This window comes from Luteococcus sanguinis (genome assembly GCF_039527675.1).
Classification (GTDB): domain Bacteria; phylum Actinomycetota; class Actinomycetes; order Propionibacteriales; family Propionibacteriaceae; genus Luteococcus; species Luteococcus sanguinis.
On record NZ_BAAAKI010000010.1, the window covers coordinates 23,863 to 42,587 of the forward strand.

Consider the following 18,725-nt stretch of genomic DNA (forward strand, 5'->3'; position numbering starts at 1 on the left):
CGAGGCGGATCCCGACGGCCTGCACGAGGTCTTGACCGAGGCGTGCCTGAGGCGCGGCCCCCTCACGAAGGAGTGGCTGGCGCGCTCTTCCTGGCTGTCGCCTTCTTGGCTGTCGTCCTGCTCGCGGTTGCCTTCTTGGCTGTCGTCTTGCTCGCGGTTTTCTTCTTGCTCGCGGTTGTCTTCTTGATCGGCGCCGGAGTCTCCCCGACCAAGGCTGCCTGTCCCATCGGCACCTCCCGTCCCTTGAGCATCGGCGCGAGGAAGGTGCCCGTGTGGCTGGCGGGGTGCACCGCGACCTCCTCGGGCGTTCCCACCACGAGTACCGCGCCACCGCGGGAGCCGCCCTCGGGACCCATGTCGATCACGTGGTCGGCGGTCTTGATCACGTCCAGGTTGTGCTCGATCACGACGACCGTGTTGCCTTGGTCGACGAGCTTGCCAAGCACCTGCAGCAACCTGCGGATGTCCTCGAAGTGCAGGCCGGTGGTGGGTTCGTCGAGCACGTACAGGGTCCGACCGGTGGAGCGCTTCTGCAGTTCGGCTGCCAGCTTCACGCGCTGTGCTTCACCGCCGGACAGTGTCGTGGCCGGCTGCCCGAGCCGGACATAGCCGAGGCCGACCTCGACCAAGGTCTCCAGGTGCCGCGAGATTGAGCCGATGGCGGCGAAGAACTCCGCGCCCTCCTCGATCGGCATGTCCAGCACCTCGCTGATCGACTTGCCCTTGTAGTGCACCTCAAGGGTCTCGCGGTTGTAGCGAGCCCCGTGGCAGACCTCGCACGGCACGAACACGTCAGGGAGGAAGTTCATCTCGATCTTGATCGTGCCGTCGCCCATGCAGTTCTCGCAGCGTCCGCCCTTCACGTTGAAGGAGAAGCGGCCCGGCTGGTAGCCGCGCACCTTCGCCTCGGGGGTCTGCGCGAAGAGCGTCCGGATCTTGTCGAAGACGCCCGTGTAGGTGGCCGGGTTCGAGCGTGGGGTGCGCCCGATCGGCGACTGGTCGACGTGGATCACCTTGTCGATGTTCTGCACACCCGTGATCGAGTCATGGCGCCCGGGGACGGCCTTGGCCGAGTAGATCTGCTTGGCCAAGGAGGTGTAGAGGATGCCGTTGACCAGTGACGACTTGCCCGATCCGGAGACGCCCGTCACCGCGGTCAGCGTGCCCAGCGGGAAGCTGACGTCCACATTGCGCAGATTGTTCTCCCGGGCACCGTGCACCGTCAGCGCCTGCCCATTGCCCGGACGACGTACCGCGGGCAGCGGGATCTCGCGGCGGCCGGACAGGTAGGCACCGGTCAACGACGAGGGACTGGCCAACAACTCGCTGACCGGGCCGGAGACGACGACGTGGCCGCCGTGCTCCCCCGCGCCCGGGCCGATGTCGACCGCCCAGTCGGCCACCCGGATGGTGTCTTCGTCGTGCTCGACCACGATCAGGGTGTTGCCGAGGTCCCGCAGCCGCTCCAGGGTCTGGATCAGGCGGTGGTTGTCCCGCTGGTGCAGGCCGATGGACGGCTCGTCCAGCACGTAGAGCACGCCCACCAGACCGGAGCCGATCTGCGTCGCCAGCCGGATGCGCTGCGCCTCCCCACCGGACAACGTCCCGGCGGCGCGGGACAGCGAAAGGTAGTCCAGGCCGACGTCCAGCAGGAAGCGCAACCGCTCATTGATCTCCTTGACCAGTCGCTCGGCGATCTGGCGGTCGCGGTCGGAGAGCTGGATGTCGCCCAGGAACTCGGCCAGTTCACCGATCGACAGACCGGAAAGCTGGGCAATGTTGCGACCGTCCACCGTCACGGCCAACGAGGTGGGCTTCAGCCGCGCACCCCGGCAGGCACCACAGGGGATCTCGCGCAGGTAACCACCCCATCGGTCGCGCGCGGAGTCGGTCTCGGCCTCGTCATAGCGGCGACGGACGTAGCGCAGCACGCCCTCGTAGCGCTGGGTGAAGGTCCGGGAGCGCCCGAAGCGGTTCCGATAGCTGACGTATACGGGGTTGTCGACGCCGTTGAGCACCAGCCCCTGGACCGTAGCGGGCAGGTCGCGCCAGGGAGTGCGGGTGGAGAAACCGTGCTCTGAGGCCATGGACGCGAAGACGTGCTCGTAGTGCCCCGCGACGTGCGCGCTGGCCCACGGCGCGATCGCACCCTCGGACAGGCTCTTGGAGCGGTCAGGGACGACGAGTTCTGGATCCACTTCCAAGGTGGTGCCCAACCCCGAGCACGCGGGGCAGGCACCCCACGGCCCGTTGAAGGAGAACTGTCGCGGCTCCAACTCCTCGATCGAGATGTCGTGCTCGTTGGGGCAGGCCATCTTCTCCGAGTAGCGCCGCTCCCGCTCCGGGTCGTCGGCGGCGCGGTCGACGAAGTCCACCCCGACCACGCCCTGGGCGAGCCCCAGCGCGGTCTCCACCGAGTCGGTGATGCGCTGCTTCGCCGTCGCCTTGACCGCGACCCGGTCGACGACGACATCGATCGCGTGCTTCTTCTGCTTGTCCAGGGCCGGGACCTCGGCGAGCTGGAAGACCTCACCATCCACCCGGACGCGTGAATAACCGTCCTGGCTGAGCTGGCGGAAGAGGTCGACGTACTCACCCTTGCGTCCGCGGACGACGGGCGCCAGCACCTGGAAACGCGTCCCCTCGGGCAGCGCCATCAGCCGGTCGACGATCTGTTGGGGGGTCTGCCGTCCGATGGCCTCCCCGCAGATGGGGCAGTGCGGCACGCCGATGCGTGCGAACATGAGACGCAGGTAGTCGTAGACCTCGGTGATGGTGCCGACGGTCGAGCGCGGGTTCTTCGAGGTCGACTTCTGGTCGATCGACACCGCCGGCGAAAGGCCCTCGATGAAGTCGACATCCGGCTTGTCCATCTGGCCCAGGAACTGGCGCGCGTACGCCGACAGCGACTCGACATAACGCCGCTGCCCCTCGGCGAAGATGGTGTCGAAGGCGAGCGAGGACTTTCCCGAGCCGGACAGACCGGTGAAGACGATCAGGGCATCGCGCGGCAGGTCCAGGGAGACATTGCGCAGGTTGTGCTCGCGGGCGCCGCGGACGATGAGTCGGTCATTCACGCTGGCAAGAATAGGGGGGCCCTCCGACAAAACTTGGGCACCGTCGCTCGCACCCACCCCGAGGGGTTGGTTAGGTTTGGACACATGAGTGACCTCGGCACGCCATCAGAGCTGCCTGATCAAGTCTCCGTGGCGCAGCTGCGACGCCGCGAACGGGAGGCCACCCAGAGCCTGCTCGGGGACACCATCACGATTGGTGATCAGGACTGGCAGGAGGCCTCACGCCTCCCCGGCTGGACCCGGGCGCACGTAGCGACCCACATCGCCCGCAATGCCGATGCCCTGCGCCGCAGCGTGACCGGCCTGTTGAACCACACCTCGACGCGCATGTACCCCTCGGAGGCGGAGAAGGTGGCCGACCTGGAGGCCGGTTCCCTGCGCGGGGCGCTGGAACTGCAGATCGACCTCGACACCTCCGCCGGCGAACTCTCCCATGCCTTCGACCAGCTCGAGGACGTCGACCCCGACGAGGTGGTCCAGCTGGCTCCCGGCCAGCGGGTGAGCGTGCGCCAGTTGCCCTTGGCACGGTTGAACGAGGTCGTGCTGCACCATGTCGACCTGGACTGCGGCTACACCGCCGAGATGGTGGACGGTGACATCGCGCGCTGGCTGCTTGAGTGGAACTTTTCGCTGATCGGCGACTCCGACCTCTTCCCCGCCCTCGAGGTGTGCTCCCACTCCGGCTGGCATGCGCGCATCGGGGGCCCCGGGCGGCCCACGACCGTGCGTGGCACCGATGCCCGTCTGCTGTGCTGGCTGACGGGCCGCGCGGGTGCTGAACTGATCGAGGGCGCCGACGACGTCGAACTGCCAACCTGGTGACGAGAGGATTCCTTGATGGGTTTCACGCTGGGCAATGGGTTGACCTGCCACCAGGTGGTGGTCGGTGCGCTGAAGAACAATGCCTACCTGCTCACCGATGACAACGGGCACACCCTGCTCATCGACGCTGCGGACGACGCCGAGTCACTGGTGGAGATGGTCGACGGCCGCGCCGTGAGCGACATCGTCACCACCCACCGCCACCACGACCACATCGGCGCACTGGCCGAGATGGTCGCCCGCACCGGTGCCACCCCCTGGTGCGGCAGCCCGGACGCCGAGGCTATCGAGCAGGCCACCGGTATCCAGAGCCGCGGGCTGTGGACCGGTGACCACATCATGCTCGGTGCCCAACGGATCGACGTGATCGGTCTGGTTGGCCACACCCCTGGTTCGATCACGCTCGCAGTTCGCGCCGACACCGGCCCGACCCACCTGTTCACCGGCGACTGCCTGTTCCCCGGTGGGGTGGGCAAGACGTCCACCTCGAAGGACTTCACGGCACTGATGGACGACGTGACGCGCGAGCTCTTCGATGCCTTCCCGGACGACACGCTGGTCCACCCCGGCCACGGAAGCCCGACCCGGCTCGGCGCCGAGCGGCCACATCTGGCCGAATGGCGAGCCCGGGGCTGGTGAGCCTCCTGCCCGGGCGGTGATCCCTGCCCCGACGAGCCAGCGTCTAGGGTGGTGGTGCCAGGCGGCCTGATCCCGGGTCGTCTCTCGAGGGAGGTATGGGACATGGACAACGACAGCCCACCGGCTGCGACACCGCAGGACGGCGCCCCAGACGAAGCGGCCGGGCGATCCGCCGCCACCGCGGCGCAGATCGGCGCCCTGGCCGCCCAGTTCGGGCGCGGCTACGACTCGGTCCAGTGGAAACAGGGCGGCTACCAGGCCGACGACTGGGATTCCGGGCCGAACTACGTCCCCAACCGGGCCAGGGCCACCCCGGCGCCCCGTGGCCGCACACTGACCGCCGCGATCCTGGCCGCCGTGATGACAGCACTCGTGGTGGTCGGCTCGATGGGCGTGTGGCGCACCTTCAAAGACAAGACGACGGCCATGGACCTGGGTACCTGCGTCTCATTGTCCAAGAGCGGCGACCAGTGGACGACGGCCCGCGCCGAGTGCGAGTCCGCTGACCAGGTCACCTACACCATCGTCAGCCGGGTGAATGGGCAGGCCAGCTGCCCCGACCCCTACGCCCCCTTCCTCTACCGCGCAGAGGACGGCACTGTGACCCGTACCTACTGCCTGATGGAGAACCTCGTCCAGGGCTCCTGTTACGCTCCGGACACCAACAACCAGGTCTCGCGCGTCGCGTGTGACGACCCAAGGGCTCGCGTGAAGGTCGCCACCCGAGTGGACGGCTACGCCGACGCCAATCGCTGCACCACGGGCGAGCAGGCGGTCATGTTCGGCAACAGCCCGCAGCGGACCTACTGCTTCACCGAGTCCACCTCCTGACACGCGTCGGGACCTCTTCCCCTGGGACTGCAGCCGCTGGACGATTCGTCTGGATCTTGACCTGCGTGGGAAACTCTTCTGCGGAGGGGAGTACTCCCACAACGCGCAGGTCGTCATCCCGGCTCTCACAGCCCGGCCGCGCTCCCGGTCGTCACGGACGAACGGGCGGAGAAGACCTCTGGCCCACTGCCGTCCGAAAGGTGCCCCCCGCACATGAACGTGCACTACTACACCTGGCTCATCACCATCGCGGTGATGACAGCCGTGCTGTTGTTCGACATCTTGGTGATCGGACGCAAACCACACGAACCGTCGATGAAGGAATGCACCATCTTCGTCAGCATCTACATTGCGCTGGCTATTTTCTTCGGCATCGGCGTCACCCACTTCTCGGGAGCGCAGTACGGCAAGGAGTTCTTCGCCGGCTGGTTGACCGAGTACAGCCTCAGCCTCGACAACCTGTTCATCTTCATCATCATCATGACCAAGATGAAGGTGCCCCGTCAGCTGCAGCAGTTCGCCCTGCTCGTCGGCATCATCCTGGCGCTGGTGTTCCGGGGCATCTTCATCGCACTGGGCAAGTCCATGATCGAGGCCGCCGCCTGGGTCTTCTTCCTCTTCGGCGCCTACCTGCTCTACACGGCGCTGGACCTGGTAAAGGACTACTTCGAACACGACCACGACGACGAGGCCACCGAGAACCTCCTGATCCGCTGGGTCAAGCGAACCCTCCCGTTCACCGACGACTGGCAGGGCGCCAAGAGCACCATCAAGATCGATGGCAAGCGCTTCTTCACCCCGATGTTCCTGGTGATCGTCGCCCTCGGCTCCACCGACGTGTTGTTCGCCCTCGACTCCATTCCGGCGATCTACGGCCTCACCAATGAGGCGTACTTGGTCTTCACCGCGAATGTCTTCGCCCTGATGGGCCTGCGGCAGCTGTACTTCCTCATCGGCGGGCTGCTGAACAAGCTCGTCTACCTACCGATCGGCCTGTCGATCATCCTGGGCTTCATCGGCGTGAAGCTCGTGCTGCACGCCGCGCATCACTACCACTGGGTGGGCGACTGGGCGGAGATCGGTATTGAGGTGAGCCTCGGCGTGATCATCACCACGCTGCTGACCACCACGGTGGCGAGCCTGCTCAAGACCCGCAACATGCCCGCGGACGAGATCGAGACCATGCACTAGGGGCCCTACTTGTTGGCCTCGATCATCTGGCGCAGTTCCTTCTTCAGGTCGCCCAGCTCGTCGCGCAGCCGCGCCGCCAGCTCGAACTGAAGCTCGGCGGCCGCGGCGTGCATCTGCTCGGTGAGTTCCTGCACCAGATCAGCCAGCTCGCTGGCGGCCATCGCGGAGGTGTCCAGACCACGGGCCTTGTCGAGGTTCGTCGGCACCGGGGAGACCGGCTTGCGGCCCTTGGGCTGTGCCTTGCTCACCAGCTCCTGGGTGTCGGCTTCCTCGCGCGCGAGCATGTCGGTGATGTCGGCGATCTTCTTGCGCAAGGGCTGCGGGTCGATGCCGTGCTCGGTGTTGTAGGCGATCTGCAGATCCCGGCGACGGTTCGTCTCGTCGATCGCCTTCTCCATCGACGGCGTGATCTTGTCGGCGTACATGTGCACTTGGCCGCCGACATTTCGTGCAGCACGCCCGATCGTCTGGATCAGTGACCGGTCAGAGCGCAGGAAGCCCTCCTTGTCCGCGTCCAGGATGGCGACCAAGGAGACCTCCGGGAGGTCGAGACCCTCGCGCAGCAGGTTGATGCCGACGAGCACGTCGTACTCCCCCATCCGCAGCTCCCGCAACAGCTCCACGCGGCGCAGGGTGTCCACCTCTGAGTGCAGGTAGCGGGTGCGCACCCCGTTTTCCATCAGGTAGTCGGTCAGGTCCTCGGCCATCTTCTTGGTCAGCGTGGTGACCAGCACGCGCTCGTCGCGCTCCACCCGCAGCCGAATCTCGCCCATCAGGTCGTCGATCTGGCCCTTGGTGGGCTTGACCACGACCTCCGGGTCGACCAGACCGGTCGGACGGATGATCTGCTCGACGAAGCCATCGGAGCGGGCCATCTCGTAGTTGCCCGGCGTCGCGGACAGGTAGACGGTCTGGCCGATCCGCTCCACGAACTCCTCGAATCGCAGCGGACGGTTGTCCATCGCGCTGGGTAGCCGGAAGCCGTGGTCGACGAGCGTGCGCTTGCGGGACATGTCCCCCTCGTACATGCCGCCGATCTGGGGGACGGTGACGTGCGACTCGTCGATCACCAGCAGGAAGTCGGACGGAAAGAAGTCCAGCAGGGTGTTCGGGGCGGTGCCGGGGGCACGTCCGTCGATGTGGCGCGAGTAGTTCTCGATGCCCGAACAGGAGCCGATCTGGCGCATCATCTCGATGTCGTAACTGGTGCGCATCCGCAGCCGCTGGGCCTCCAGCAACTTGTTCTGCTTCTCCAGTTCCGCGAGGCGCTCGCCCAGCTCTGCCTCGATCGTGCCGATTGCCCTCTCCATCCGCTGCGGACCAGCGACATAGTGGGTGGCCGGGAAGATGTAGATCTCGTCGTCATTGCTGACAATCTCACCGGTCAGCGGGTGCAGCGTGGTGAGCTGCTCGATCTCGTCGCCGAAGAACTCGATCCGGACGGCATTCTCCTCATACATCGGGTAGACCTCGAGGGTGTCCCCGCGCACCCGGAAAGTTCCCCGGGTACCAGCCAGGTCATTGCGGGCGTACTGGATCTCGACCAGCCGGCGCAGCACAGCCTCCCGCTCGACCTCCTCGCCGACCTTCAGCTTCACCATCCGCTCCACGTACTCCTGCGGGGTGCCAAGACCATAGATGGCGCTGACGGTGGCCACCACCACGACGTCGCGCCGAGTCAGCAGCGAGGCGGTCGCGGAGTGGCGCAGCCGCTCCACCTCCTCATTGAGCGAGGAGTCCTTCTCGATGTAGGTGTCCGTCTGCGGGACATAGGCCTCTGGTTGGTAATAGTCGTAGTAGCTGACGAAGTACTCCACAGCATTGTCGGGGAAGAACTCCCGCAACTCCGTGGCGAACTGGGCGGCCAGCGTCTTGTTGGGCTGCATCACCAGAACGGGGCGCTGAACTCGCTCGGCCAGCCACGCCACAGTGGCGGTCTTGCCGGTACCGGTGGCGCCCAGCAGGACGACGTCCTGCTCGCCGGCCTTGATCCGTCGCTCCAGCTCGTCAATGGCTTGGGGCTGGTCACCGCCGGGCGAAAAGTCCGCCTTCATGGTGAGCGGGGCGACGACGCGCTGGAGTTCCTCGACTGCTCGCATGACTTCGAGGCTACAAGCCGGGTGTGACAGATTCGTCCTGTGATGGTCTGGGCAGTTTCGAACAGGTCAACAGCCGCAGCCGTCCCCCATGCCACCGCGGAGCCGGAGCAGTTCGTGCCATACCGCGTGCACGCGTTCGCGCAGCTGCTCCAGCGTCCCATCATTGCGGACGACGAAGTCCGCGAGCGCCAGCCGCTGTTCCCGGGAGACCTGCGCGCTCATCCGCGCTCGCGCCTCGGCCTCCGACAGCCCATTGCGGGCCATCAACCGGGCCAGTTGGGCGTCCGGGCCGACATCGACGACCACCACGACGTCGAAGCTCTTCGCGGCACCGATCTCGACCAGCAGCGGGATCATCGACACCACGATCGCGTAGGGGTCGAGCACCTGTGACTCGATCTGGTTGCGGGCCGCGAGCACCAAAGGGTGGATGATCGCGTTCAGGTCGGCCCGGGCGCCATCATCGCCGAAGACGATCGCACCCAGCCTGGGGCGGTCCAGGAATCCGTCGGCGCCCAGCACCTCGGGCCCGAAGCGATCCACCACCTGTTGCAGCCCCGGCGTGCCCGGCGCGACGACATCGCGGGCCAGCTGGTCGGAGTCGATCACCAGCGCCCCGAGCCGCGCCATCTCGTCGCCGACCGCGCTCTTGCCCGAGGCGATGCCCCCGGTCAGTCCGACCCTGATCATTCCTGCCCCCTCGCCACCGGGCTCCCTCGCCACACTGCCCCAACCCTATGGCCTTCCCCAGAACGGCACGAGGCCCCGACCGTGAAGAACGGTCGGGGCCCCATGGGGTCTTGCTCAAAGGTGAGGCTGGGCTGCTCAGGCGTTGCCGGAGAGCTTGTCGCGCAGGGCCTGCAGGGCCTCGTCGGAGGCCAAGGAGCCCTCCGGCGCCTCGGCCGGAGCGGCCGAGCTGTAGGAAGCGGAGCTGGTGGCCTCGGTGGCGGCGGCCGCATCGGCCGTCTCCGCGTCGGCAACCTGACGCTTGTGCGCCTCCCAGCGGGACTGGGCCTCGGCGTACTGCTGCTCCCAGGCGCGCTGCTGGTCCTCGTAGCCGGGCTTCCACTCGTTGGACTCCGGATCGAAGCCCTCGGGGTAGATGTAGTTGCCCTGCTCGTCGTAGCTGGCGGTCATGCCGTACAGCGAGGGGTCGAAGTCGTCCGCAGCGGTGTCGACACCCTCGTTGGCCTGCTTGAGGGACAGCGAGATGCGGCGACGCTCGAGGTCGATGTCGATGATCTTGACCATGACCTCGTCGTTGACCGCGACGACCTGCTCGGGGATCTCGACGTGACGCTCGGCCAGCTCCGAGACGTGGACCAGGCCCTCGATGCCCTCTTCCACGCGCACGAACGCGCCGAAGGGGACGAGCTTGGTGACCTTGCCCGGCACAATCTGACCGATCTGGTGCATGCGGGCGAAGGTCTGCCACGGGTCCTCCTGCGTCGCCTTCAGCGACAGGGAGACGCGCTCGCGGTCCATGTCGACGTCCAGCACCTCGACCGTGACCGGCGTACCGACCTCCACGACCTCGGAGGGGTGGTCGATGTGCTTCCAGGACAGCTCGGAGACGTGCACGAGGCCGTCCACGCCGCCCAGATCGACGAAGGCACCGAAGTTGACGATGCTCGAGACGACACCCTTGCGGATCTGGCCCTTCTGCAGCTGCGTGAGGAAGTTCTGGCGAACCTCACTCTGCGTCTGCTCCAGCCAGGCGCGACGCGACAGGACCACGTTGTTGCGGTTCTTGTCGAGCTCGATGATCTTGGCCTCGAGCTCCATGCCCACGTACGGCTGCAGGTCGCGGACACGACGCATCTCGACGAGGGAGGCGGGCAGGAAGCCACGCAGGCCGATGTCGACGATGAGGCCGCCCTTGACGACCTCGATGACGGAGCCGGTGACGACGCCGTCCTCTTCCTTGATCTTCTCGATCGTGCCCCAAGCGCGCTCGTACTGTGCGCGCTTCTTGGACAGGATCAGACGACCTTCCTTGTCCTCCTTGGTCTGGACCAGGGCCTCGATCTCATCGCCGACGCTGACGACCTCGAAGGGGTCGACGTCGTGCTTGATGGAGAGTTCCTTGGAGGGGATGACACCCTCGGTCTTGTAACCGATGTCGAGCAGGACCTCGTCCCGGTCGACCTTGACGACGGTGCCGGTGACGATGTCGCCGTCGTTGAAGTACTTGATGGTGGCGTCGATCGCAGCCAGGAAGGCTTCGGGCGAGCCGAGGTCGTCGAATGCGACCTGAGGTGCGGCCTCAGTGCTGGAGGTCATGTAGTAGGGCTCCGATTTGGATGTGGTGTGTCGTGGGCGCGCTGGAGCCCGCCGCAAGAGCCAGAATTGGTCCAAGGGTTCACCCCGGGACGACCAACCATCACGAGCGCAACCTGCTCCGTCCGAGGATGCGCAGGCCACAGCGCCCCAACAGCCTATCTTTTGGCCTGCTGAAGGGCAATCCGAGTTCCGAGCCCGGACGACCGATCGCCAGTTGGGCTCGACTGAGTTACCGACGGCGCGGGGTCGACGGTGCATGACACAAATCAGGGCCTGTTGTTGCCATGGGACCAATGAACACCCCACGAAAGGCCTCGGCGGCCATCACGGCCCTGCTGATGCTGGTCTTCGCCGTCCTTGCGTGGCGTTAGTTGCGACGATCGGACGAGCTGTCGCCCGAGCCCGTGCCAGCGACACATAGCGCCCAACCCACGACCACCAGCAGCCCGTCGCCGGCCCCGAGCAGCTCCATCTCCGGCACCGGCACCGCATCCCCGACAACTGGTTGACGAGCCCGACGAACTCGACGAACTCGACGAGCGCCAGCAAGCCGAGCGCTGTCTCAGCTCCACCATCCCCATCAGACCAACTCGTTTCGCGGTGCCGCGCATCGACCTCAGCACGCAGGTGCTCAACGTGGAGGTGGCCGCCGACGGCACCGTCGGCACCCCACCCATGAATGACAACACGCTGGTCTCCTGGTTCGACGCGGGGCGACCGTGATGATCAACAATGACGGCGAGCCCGCAGGGTGAAGGTGATCTGCCGGGACTGGCAGCCAAAGGCCCGCATCTGGAATTCCCGCGTCATCTTCGGCTTCGAGCCGCTGGCCGGCCGACACCACGGGACGACCACAAATATTTGGTCGGACCATTGTGCGCCGCGGCCGTCAGGGCTTGACTGGTGCCATGAGCCGAGCAACCATCCCCCAGCCCACCGCCACAGCACCGCTCATCGCCGAGCTGGCATCGCGACTGGGCATCGCGCCAGACAGCGCACTACTCAGCGGGGCGCCCCTCGAACTGGCCGCCGCTGCGGTGGACGCCTCCCATTATCTGCTGACCCCTCGGCTGCTGATGCGTGCCCGCACCGCGGCCGATGTGTCGTCCGCCATGGCTGCCGCAGCCAACCTGCGGGTGCCCATGACCTTCCGCGCGGGTGGCACCTCGCTGTCGGGCCAGTCGCTCTCCCAGGGCCTGCTGGTCGACGTGCGGCGTCACTTCCGTGACATCGAGGTGCTGGACGGGGGCCTGCGAGTTCGGATGCAACCGGGCGCCACGGTGCGCCAGGTCAATGCCCGGTTGGCACGATTCGGGCGCAAGCTGGGCCCCGACCCGGCCTCCGAGATCGCCTGCACCATGGGCGGCGTGATCGCCAACAATTCGTCCGGCATGACCTGCGGCACCACCGCGAACACCTACCAGACCCTTGAGTCGGTGGTGCTCGTGCTGCCGAGCGGGACGATCGTCGACAGCTCGCTGCCCGACGCGGACGAAAAGCTGCTGCGCGACGAACCGGGGCTGCACGCCCTGCTGCTCGAGCTACGCAAGCGCTGTCTCGAACCGCAGCACCGCACCGAGATCGAGCGCCAGTACGCCCACAAGAACACCATGGGCTATGGCCTGAACTCATTGGTCGACCACGAGAGCCCGGTCGAGATGCTGGCCCACCTGATGGTGGGTTCCGAGGGCACGCTCGGTTTCGTGGCCGAGGCCACCCTGCGCACCATCCCCGACCTGAAGCACGTTGCCACGAGCCTCTTGCACTTCCCCACCCTCGCCGCCGCCACCGCCCAGTTGGGCGAACTGGTGGGCTCGGGCGCCAATGTCGTCGAGCTCTTGGACGCCGCCTCGCTGCGCGTCTGTCGCGAAGACTCGGTGGGCGATGTGCTGCCGAGCACGTCCAGCGCCGATGAGGCGGCCCTGCTCGTGGAGTACCAGGCCGCAGCACCCGACGAACTGGCTGAGCTGACGGACCGTTCGCGCGAGCTGATCGCTTCGCTGGGCGGTGAACAGACCAGCGACCCGAGGCGCCGCGGCGCCCTGTGGCAGTTGCGCAAGGGCCTCTACACCAAGGTCGCCGGCGACCGCCCGTCGGGCACCACGGCCCTGCTCGAAGACGTGGCCGTACCGCTGCCCGAGCTGGCCCCGGTCTGCGTCGAGTTGCAGCGGATGTTCGCCGGCCACGGCTACCGCGAGTCGGTCATCTTCGGCCACGCGAAGGACGGAAACATCCACTTCCTCGTCAACGAGGATTTCCGCGATGACGTCTGTGTGCAGCGTTACGAGGCCTTCACCGAAGACATGGTGCAGCTGGTTCTCGACCACGGCGGCAGCCTGAAGGCCGAACACGGCACCGGGCGCATCATGGCCCCCTACGTCGAACGCCAGTACGGCGCCGAACTGTTCGGGGTCATGAAGCAGGTCAAGCAGGCCTGCGACCCCGCTGGCATACTCAACCCCGGTTCGGTGCTGGTCGAGCAGAAGCCCGCCGATGAGGCCAAGGCCCAGCTCTTGGACGAGGTGAAGCTCACCCCCAGCGTCGAGGCCGAGGTCGATCGGTGCGTCGAGTGTGGCTACTGCGAGCCCGTATGCCCGTCCGCCGACCTGACGCTGACACCCCGGCAACGCATCGTCGTGCGCCGCGCCATCGCCCAGGCCCGCGCCGAGGGCAAGGACGAGTTGGTGGCCACCCTCGAAGAGCAGCAGCGCTACCCCCTCATCGACACCTGCGCCGTGGACGGCATGTGCTCCACCGCCTGCCCGCTGGGTATCAACACCGGCGATCTGGTGCGCCGGCTGCGCGCCGAACAGGCCAACCCCGTGCTGCAGGCGGGCTGGCAGGCCGCCGCGAAGGGCTGGGGGCCGTTCACCGCCGCAGCCGCGGTGGGCATGAACGTGGTACAGAAGCTGCCGACACCCCTGCTGAACGCTCCGTTGGGTGTGGCGCGCAGAGTCATCGGCACGGACGTGATGCCGACGCTCTCGGCGGAGCTGCCCGGCGGTGGCGCTCGCCGTCACCCGGTGCCCGCCGACGACCCGTCCTATTTGTATCTGCCGGCGTGTGTGAACACCATGTTCGGGACACCGGACGGGGTGCCGTTGGCCACGCGTGTGCTCGGGCTGGCCCAACGCGCTGGGGTGGCGCTCGAGGTGCCTGATGATGCGGCGGGGTTGTGCTGCGGGACCCCGTGGAAGTCCAAGGGCATGACCAGGGGCTACGAGGTGATGACCGAACGGGTCGCCCGCGTGCTTGGCCATGCCAGCCAGTCGGGTCGGCTGACCATCGTCTGCGACGCCACCAGCTGCACCGAAGGCCTCGAGATCGCCGCCCGGCATGCAGGAGTCGAACTGCACTTCATGGACGCGCTGGAGTTCGTGGCGACCGAGGTGCTGCCGAAGCTTCCGCCGGTGACCAAGGTCAGCTCTGCCGTGCTGCACCCCACCTGCTCATCGACCCAGCTGGGGCTCAACGCCGCGCTCCAGACGATCGCGGGCTTCGTGGCCGACGAGGTCGTCGTGCCGATGGCGTGGCGCTGCTGCGCCTTCGCCGGCGACCGGGGGCTCTTGCACCCCGAGTTGACGGCTTCGGCGACGGCGCCCGAGGCGGCCGAGGTGAATGCGCGCAGCTTCGATCTTTACCTGAGCGCGAATCGCACCTGCGAGCTCGGCATGACGCGTGCCACCGGCCATGAGTACACGCACGTGTTGGCCGTGCTCGAGCAGATGCTGCTCGACCAAGAGCGCGGCCCCAGCCCTAGTGGGCGGCCTCGTGCCAGGAACGTCCGGTACCGACGCTGACGTCCAGCGGGACGTCGAGTGCCATCGCGTGGCCCATCTTGTCGCGGACCAGAGCCTCCACCGCGTCGCGCTCCCCCGCCGCGACCTCGAGCACGAGTTCGTCGTGCACCTGTAGCAGGATGCGCGAACCGAGGCCCTGACGGACGAGTTCCGACTCCACGTCCAGCATCGCCTGCTTGATCATGTCGGCGGCTGAACCCTGGATCGGCGCGTTCAGCGCCATCCGCTCCGCCATCTCACGGCGCTGACGGTTGGACGAGTTCAGGTCGGGCAGGTAGCGGCGCCGACCGAGCAGGGTCTCGGTGTACCCCGTCCGCCGGGCCTGGGCGACCACCCCGCCCAGGAAGTCGCGCACCCCGCCGAACTCGGTGAAGTAGTCGTCCATCAGGGCCTTCGCGTCGCTGACGGAGATGCCCAGCTGGTTCGACAACCCGAAGGCACTCAGGCCATAGGCCAGGCCGTAGTTCATTGCCTTGATCCGGGCCCGCTGCTCACCGGTGACCGCCTCGGCGGTCGTGTCGAAGACCTTGGCGGCCATCTGGGAATGGAAGTCCTTGCCCGAGTTGAAGGCCTCGATCAGGCCCCGGTCGGAGGAGACGTGCGCCATGATCCGCATCTCGATCTGGGAGTAGTCGGCTGTCATCAGGCACTCGTACCCGTGCCCGACCACGAAGCCCTCACGCACCCGGCGCCCGGCCTCGGCGCGGATCGGGATGTTCTGCAGGTTCGGGTCGGTGGAGCTCAACCGGCCGGTCGCCGCGATCGTCTGCACATAGGTGGTGTGGATGCGACCGTCCGGCTGGACGGAGGCCAGCAGCCCGTCGACGGTCTGGCGCAGCCGGATCTGGTCACGGTGCGCGAGCAGGTGCTCCAGGAAGGGATGCTGGGTCTTGGCGTACAAGCCCTCCAGCGCATCCGCGTCGGTGGTCCAGCCCGACTTGGTCTTGCGTGTCTTGGGCATGTTGAGTTCGTCGAAGAGGACTCCCTGCAGCTGCTTGGGCGAGCCCAGGTTGATCTTCTTGCCGATGGTCTCGTAGGCGGCCTGTTCAGCCTCGATGACGTGCGCGTCGAACTCGCCGCGCAGCTGTTCCAGCCGATCGACGTCCACCGCGATGCCGACGCGTTCCATCCGGGCCAGCGTCCCCTGCAGCGGCAGCTCCACCTCGGCCAGCAGCTTGGCGCCGCCCTGGGCTGCCAGTTCGGCCTCCAACGCGATGGCGAGGTCGATCACGGCGCGAGCGCGCACCATCGAGGCCTGCGCCGCCTCCTGCGAGCTGGAATCGTCGTCGCCGAAGAGCATGTCCTGGTCGGCGTCGGAGGCCTCCCCCGAACCCTCGACGCGCAGTTCTCGCTTCAGGTACCGGATCGCCAGGTCGCCGAGGTCGAAGCTGCGCTGGTCGGGGCGCAGCAGGTAGGCGGCCAGCACCGTGTCACAGGTGATGCCGCGCAGCTCCCAGCCCCGGGCCCAGCAGGCCAGCCGTGGGCCCTTGGCCTCGTGGATGGCCTTCCCGATGCTCTCGTCGGCCAACCAGGTGGCCAATGCCGCGTCGTCGTCGGGTGTCAGCTCGGTGCTGTCGAACCAGCACGCCGAGCCGTCGGCCGCGGCCAGGCCCAGCCCGGTGACGTCCCCAGTGCCGGCGCCCCAGTGTCCGATCACATCGATACCGGTGATCTCCCCGTGACCGTGCTCAGCCAACCAGGCAGTCAGCTCACCGGGCGCCAGCACCGAGCCGGTCACCTCGAAGCCGCCCTCGGGCTCGGTCTCGGCGGCTGGCAGGGTCTCGATCAGTCGGTCGCGCAGGACGCGGAACTCCAGTCCGTCGAACAGCGTGTGCACCTTCTCGCGATCCCAGTCGTGGCGGGCGAGCTGGTCGATCGTGACGGGCAGCTCGAGGTCGCGCACCAGCGCATTGAGCCGGCGGTTGCGCACCACATCGTCCAGGTGGGCGCGCAGGCTCTCCCCGGCCTTGCCCGGAACCTGGTCTGCCCGGCGGACGAGGTTCTCCAGGCCCTCGTACTGGGCGATCCACTTGGCGGCCGTCTTCGGGCCCACGCCCGGCACGCCGGGCAGGTTGTCGGAGGTCTCCCCCACCAGCGCGGCCAGCTCCGGGTACTGCACGGGCGGCACGAGGTACTTCGACTCCACCGCCTCCGGGGTCATCCGGGCGAGGTCGCTGACGCCCTTGCGCGGGTAGAGCACGGTGACCCGGTCGCTGACCAGCTGCATCGCGTCCCGGTCGCCCGTGACGATCACGGTGTCCACGCCCTGCTCGGAGGCCTGCAGCGAGAGCGTGGCGATGATGTCGTCCGCTTCGTAGTCGTCCTTCTCGACGTGGACGATGTTCAGCGCGTCCAGCACCTCTTTGACCAACTGCACCTGGCCCTTGAACTCGTCCGGGGAGGCGGAGCGGTTGGCCTTGTACTCGGAGTACTCCGCGGTGCGGAAGGTCACGCGGGAGAGGTCGAAGGCCACCGCGACATGGGTGGGCTGCTCGTCGCGCAGCACGTTGATGAGCATGGACGTGAAGCCGTACACCGCATTCGTGTGCTGGCCGGTGCTGGTCGAGAAGTTGTCAACCGGCAGCGCGAAGAAGGCGCGATAGGCGACGGAGTGTCCGTCGATCAGCAACAGCTTGGCGGGAGTCTCGTTCACGGTGGTGACTCTAGCCGGGGCGTACGACAAAACCGTCCTGCGCGCAGCACACCCCTCATCGGTCCATAGACTGCGGCCCATGCATGGCGAGAACCTGCCCGAATGGGCCGTTGACCTGTTCAGCCCGCTGGACGACAAGTTCGGCACCGAGTTGCTGGAGGTGTCCCCCGAGCGAACCGTGGGACGAGCACCGGTGAAGGGCAACACCCAGGTGGCCGGCCTGTGGCATGGCGGGGGTTCGGGGCTGCTGGTGGAGACGCTTGGGTCGATCGCGGCCTATGCGACCGCCCAGCCCGACCGGATCGCCGTTGGGATGGAGCTGAGCGTCACCCACCATGCTGCGGTGACCAAGGGCACCGTGACGGGCGTGGCCACCCCGCTACACATCGGACGCCAGACCTGCACCTATGAGGTGGTGCTCACCGACGACGACGACCGCAGGGTCGCCACCGGACGCCTGACCTGCATGTTCCTGCCCCGGCGGCCAGGTCAGGACTGAGCTTTCAGACCTTCTGGTTCTTGCCCTGGGCGATGACCTTGTCGGCCACCTCGCGCATCGAGATGCGCAGGTCCATCGCGGTCTTCTGGATCCAGCGGAAGGCCTCCGGCTCGGAGAGCCCAAGGCCCTCCTGCAGCATTCCCTTCGCCTGGTCGACGGCCTTGCGGGAGGCCAGCCGCTCCTCGAGGTCGGCGACCTCATCCTCGACCGCACGGATCTCGGCGAAACGTCCCATCGCGATCTCGATCGCGGGCACGACATCGGAGGCGTCGAAGGGCTTGACCACATAGGCCATCGCGCCCGCCTCACGAGCCCGCTCGACGAGGTCGCGCTGGCTGAAGGCCGTCAGCATCACGACGGGGGCGATGCGTTCCTCGGCGATCTGCTCGGCGGCGGTGATGCCGTCCATCTTGGGCATCTTGACGTCCATCACGACCAGGTCGGGCTGCAGTTCGCGGGCCATGGCGAGGGCCTCCTCGCCGTCACCGGCCTGGCCCACCACCTCATAGCCCTCTTCGTTCAACAGCTCGACGAGATCCATCCGGATCAGTGCCTCGTCCTCGGCGACCAGGACGCGCGGCTTCTTTGCGGCGCCTCCGGCCTGCTCGGTGTTGCTCATGGTGCGCTCCTCGGCCTGCTCGTTGGGATCTGCTTGCTACTGGTGCCCGGGAGGGGAGTCGAACCCCTACGGTCGTGAGACCAGACGGGTTTGAGCCGTCCGCGTATGCCATTCCGCCACCCGGGCCTGAGCCCGTCGTGCGCCAGCCGTCACATTCTGCCACAAGGCGGCAGGTGCTGGCCCACCTTCGTCCTACAGCCCGGAACAGCACA

At 67.1% G+C, this 18,725-nt stretch carries 13 protein-coding genes and 1 tRNA gene; 7 read left to right on the forward strand and 7 right to left on the reverse strand.

Annotation, left to right across the window (positions count from 1 at the left end; translation table 11 throughout):
• Positions 1–62 precede the first annotated feature (62 nt).
• On the reverse strand, positions 63–3,077 hold the full coding sequence (gene uvrA / locus ABD089_RS07410) for an excinuclease ABC subunit UvrA (RefSeq protein WP_343885651.1): 3,015 nt from the start codon (positions 3,075–3,077) through the stop codon (positions 63–65).
• A gap of 84 nt (positions 3,078–3,161) precedes the next feature.
• On the opposite strand from uvrA, the gene ABD089_RS07415 reads away from it, so the two are divergent.
• The 4 genes from ABD089_RS07415 to ABD089_RS07430 all read left to right on the forward strand — a co-directional run bounded on the left by ABD089_RS07415 (position 3,162) and on the right by ABD089_RS07430 (position 6,560).
• On the forward strand, positions 3,162–3,899 hold the full coding sequence (locus ABD089_RS07415) for a maleylpyruvate isomerase family mycothiol-dependent enzyme (RefSeq protein WP_343885652.1): 738 nt from the start codon (positions 3,162–3,164) through the stop codon (positions 3,897–3,899).
• A gap of 15 nt (positions 3,900–3,914) precedes the next feature.
• The gene (locus ABD089_RS07420; protein ID WP_343885653.1) at positions 3,915–4,538 is read left to right on the forward strand and encodes an MBL fold metallo-hydrolase; all 624 of its coding nucleotides are present in this window, start codon (positions 3,915–3,917) and stop codon (positions 4,536–4,538) included.
• 102 nt (positions 4,539–4,640) lie between these two features.
• Positions 4,641–5,369 carry an LppU/SCO3897 family protein gene (locus tag ABD089_RS07425; RefSeq protein WP_343885654.1) on the forward strand — a complete coding sequence of 243 codons (729 nt, stop codon included), beginning with the start codon at positions 4,641–4,643 and terminating at the stop codon, positions 5,367–5,369.
• 213 nt (positions 5,370–5,582) lie between these two features.
• A complete protein-coding gene (locus tag ABD089_RS07430) occupies positions 5,583–6,560 on the forward strand; it encodes a TerC/Alx family metal homeostasis membrane protein (RefSeq protein WP_343885655.1) in 978 nt (325 codons plus the stop codon).
• Between the two features lie 5 nt (positions 6,561–6,565).
• Here the strand turns inward: ABD089_RS07430 and uvrB are convergent, their stop codons facing one another.
• From uvrB to rpsA, 3 genes are all read right to left on the reverse strand, one after another.
• The gene (gene uvrB, locus ABD089_RS07435; RefSeq protein WP_343885656.1) at positions 6,566–8,659 is read right to left on the reverse strand and encodes an excinuclease ABC subunit UvrB; all 2,094 of its coding nucleotides are present in this window, start codon (positions 8,657–8,659) and stop codon (positions 6,566–6,568) included.
• A 66-nt stretch (positions 8,660–8,725) separates the two neighbouring features.
• Positions 8,726–9,349 carry a dephospho-CoA kinase gene (gene coaE, locus ABD089_RS07440; RefSeq protein WP_343885657.1) on the reverse strand — a complete coding sequence of 208 codons (624 nt, stop codon included), beginning with the start codon at positions 9,347–9,349 and terminating at the stop codon, positions 8,726–8,728.
• Between the two features lie 135 nt (positions 9,350–9,484).
• Complete coding sequence (gene rpsA / locus ABD089_RS07445) at positions 9,485–10,942, reverse strand: 30S ribosomal protein S1 (protein ID WP_343885658.1); 1,458 nt, start codon at positions 10,940–10,942, stop codon at positions 9,485–9,487.
• A gap of 600 nt (positions 10,943–11,542) precedes the next feature.
• On the opposite strand from rpsA, the gene ABD089_RS07450 reads away from it, so the two are divergent.
• Both ABD089_RS07450 and ABD089_RS07455 read left to right on the forward strand, forming a co-directional pair.
• On the forward strand, positions 11,543–11,665 hold the full coding sequence (locus ABD089_RS07450) for a hypothetical protein (protein ID WP_343885659.1): 123 nt from the start codon (positions 11,543–11,545) through the stop codon (positions 11,663–11,665).
• Positions 11,666–11,850: 185 nt separating this feature from the next.
• Positions 11,851–14,742 carry an FAD-binding and (Fe-S)-binding domain-containing protein gene (locus ABD089_RS07455; RefSeq protein WP_343885660.1) on the forward strand — a complete coding sequence of 964 codons (2,892 nt, stop codon included), beginning with the start codon at positions 11,851–11,853 and terminating at the stop codon, positions 14,740–14,742.
• Here ABD089_RS07455 and polA read toward each other — a convergent pair.
• Positions 14,699–17,476: a DNA polymerase I gene (polA, locus tag ABD089_RS07460; protein WP_343885661.1), complete on the reverse strand. Its 2,778-nt coding sequence runs from the start codon at positions 17,474–17,476 to the stop codon at positions 14,699–14,701. The genes ABD089_RS07455 and polA overlap by 44 nt on opposite strands.
• Between polA and ABD089_RS07465 the strand changes: the two genes are divergently transcribed.
• Positions 17,475–17,894, forward strand: a complete 420-nt coding sequence (locus ABD089_RS07465) for a PaaI family thioesterase (RefSeq protein ID WP_343885662.1) — start codon at positions 17,475–17,477, stop codon at positions 17,892–17,894. The two genes, polA and ABD089_RS07465, sit on opposite strands and share 2 nt — an antisense overlap.
• A 4-nt stretch (positions 17,895–17,898) precedes the next feature.
• Here the strand turns inward: ABD089_RS07465 and ABD089_RS07470 are convergent, their stop codons facing one another.
• Positions 17,899–18,513, reverse strand: a complete 615-nt coding sequence (locus tag ABD089_RS07470; RefSeq protein WP_343885663.1) for an ANTAR domain-containing response regulator — start codon at positions 18,511–18,513, stop codon at positions 17,899–17,901.
• Positions 18,514–18,553: 40 nt separating this feature from the next.
• A tRNA-Leu gene (locus ABD089_RS07475) sits at positions 18,554–18,639 on the reverse strand.
• Positions 18,640–18,725: the final 86 nt, after the last annotated feature.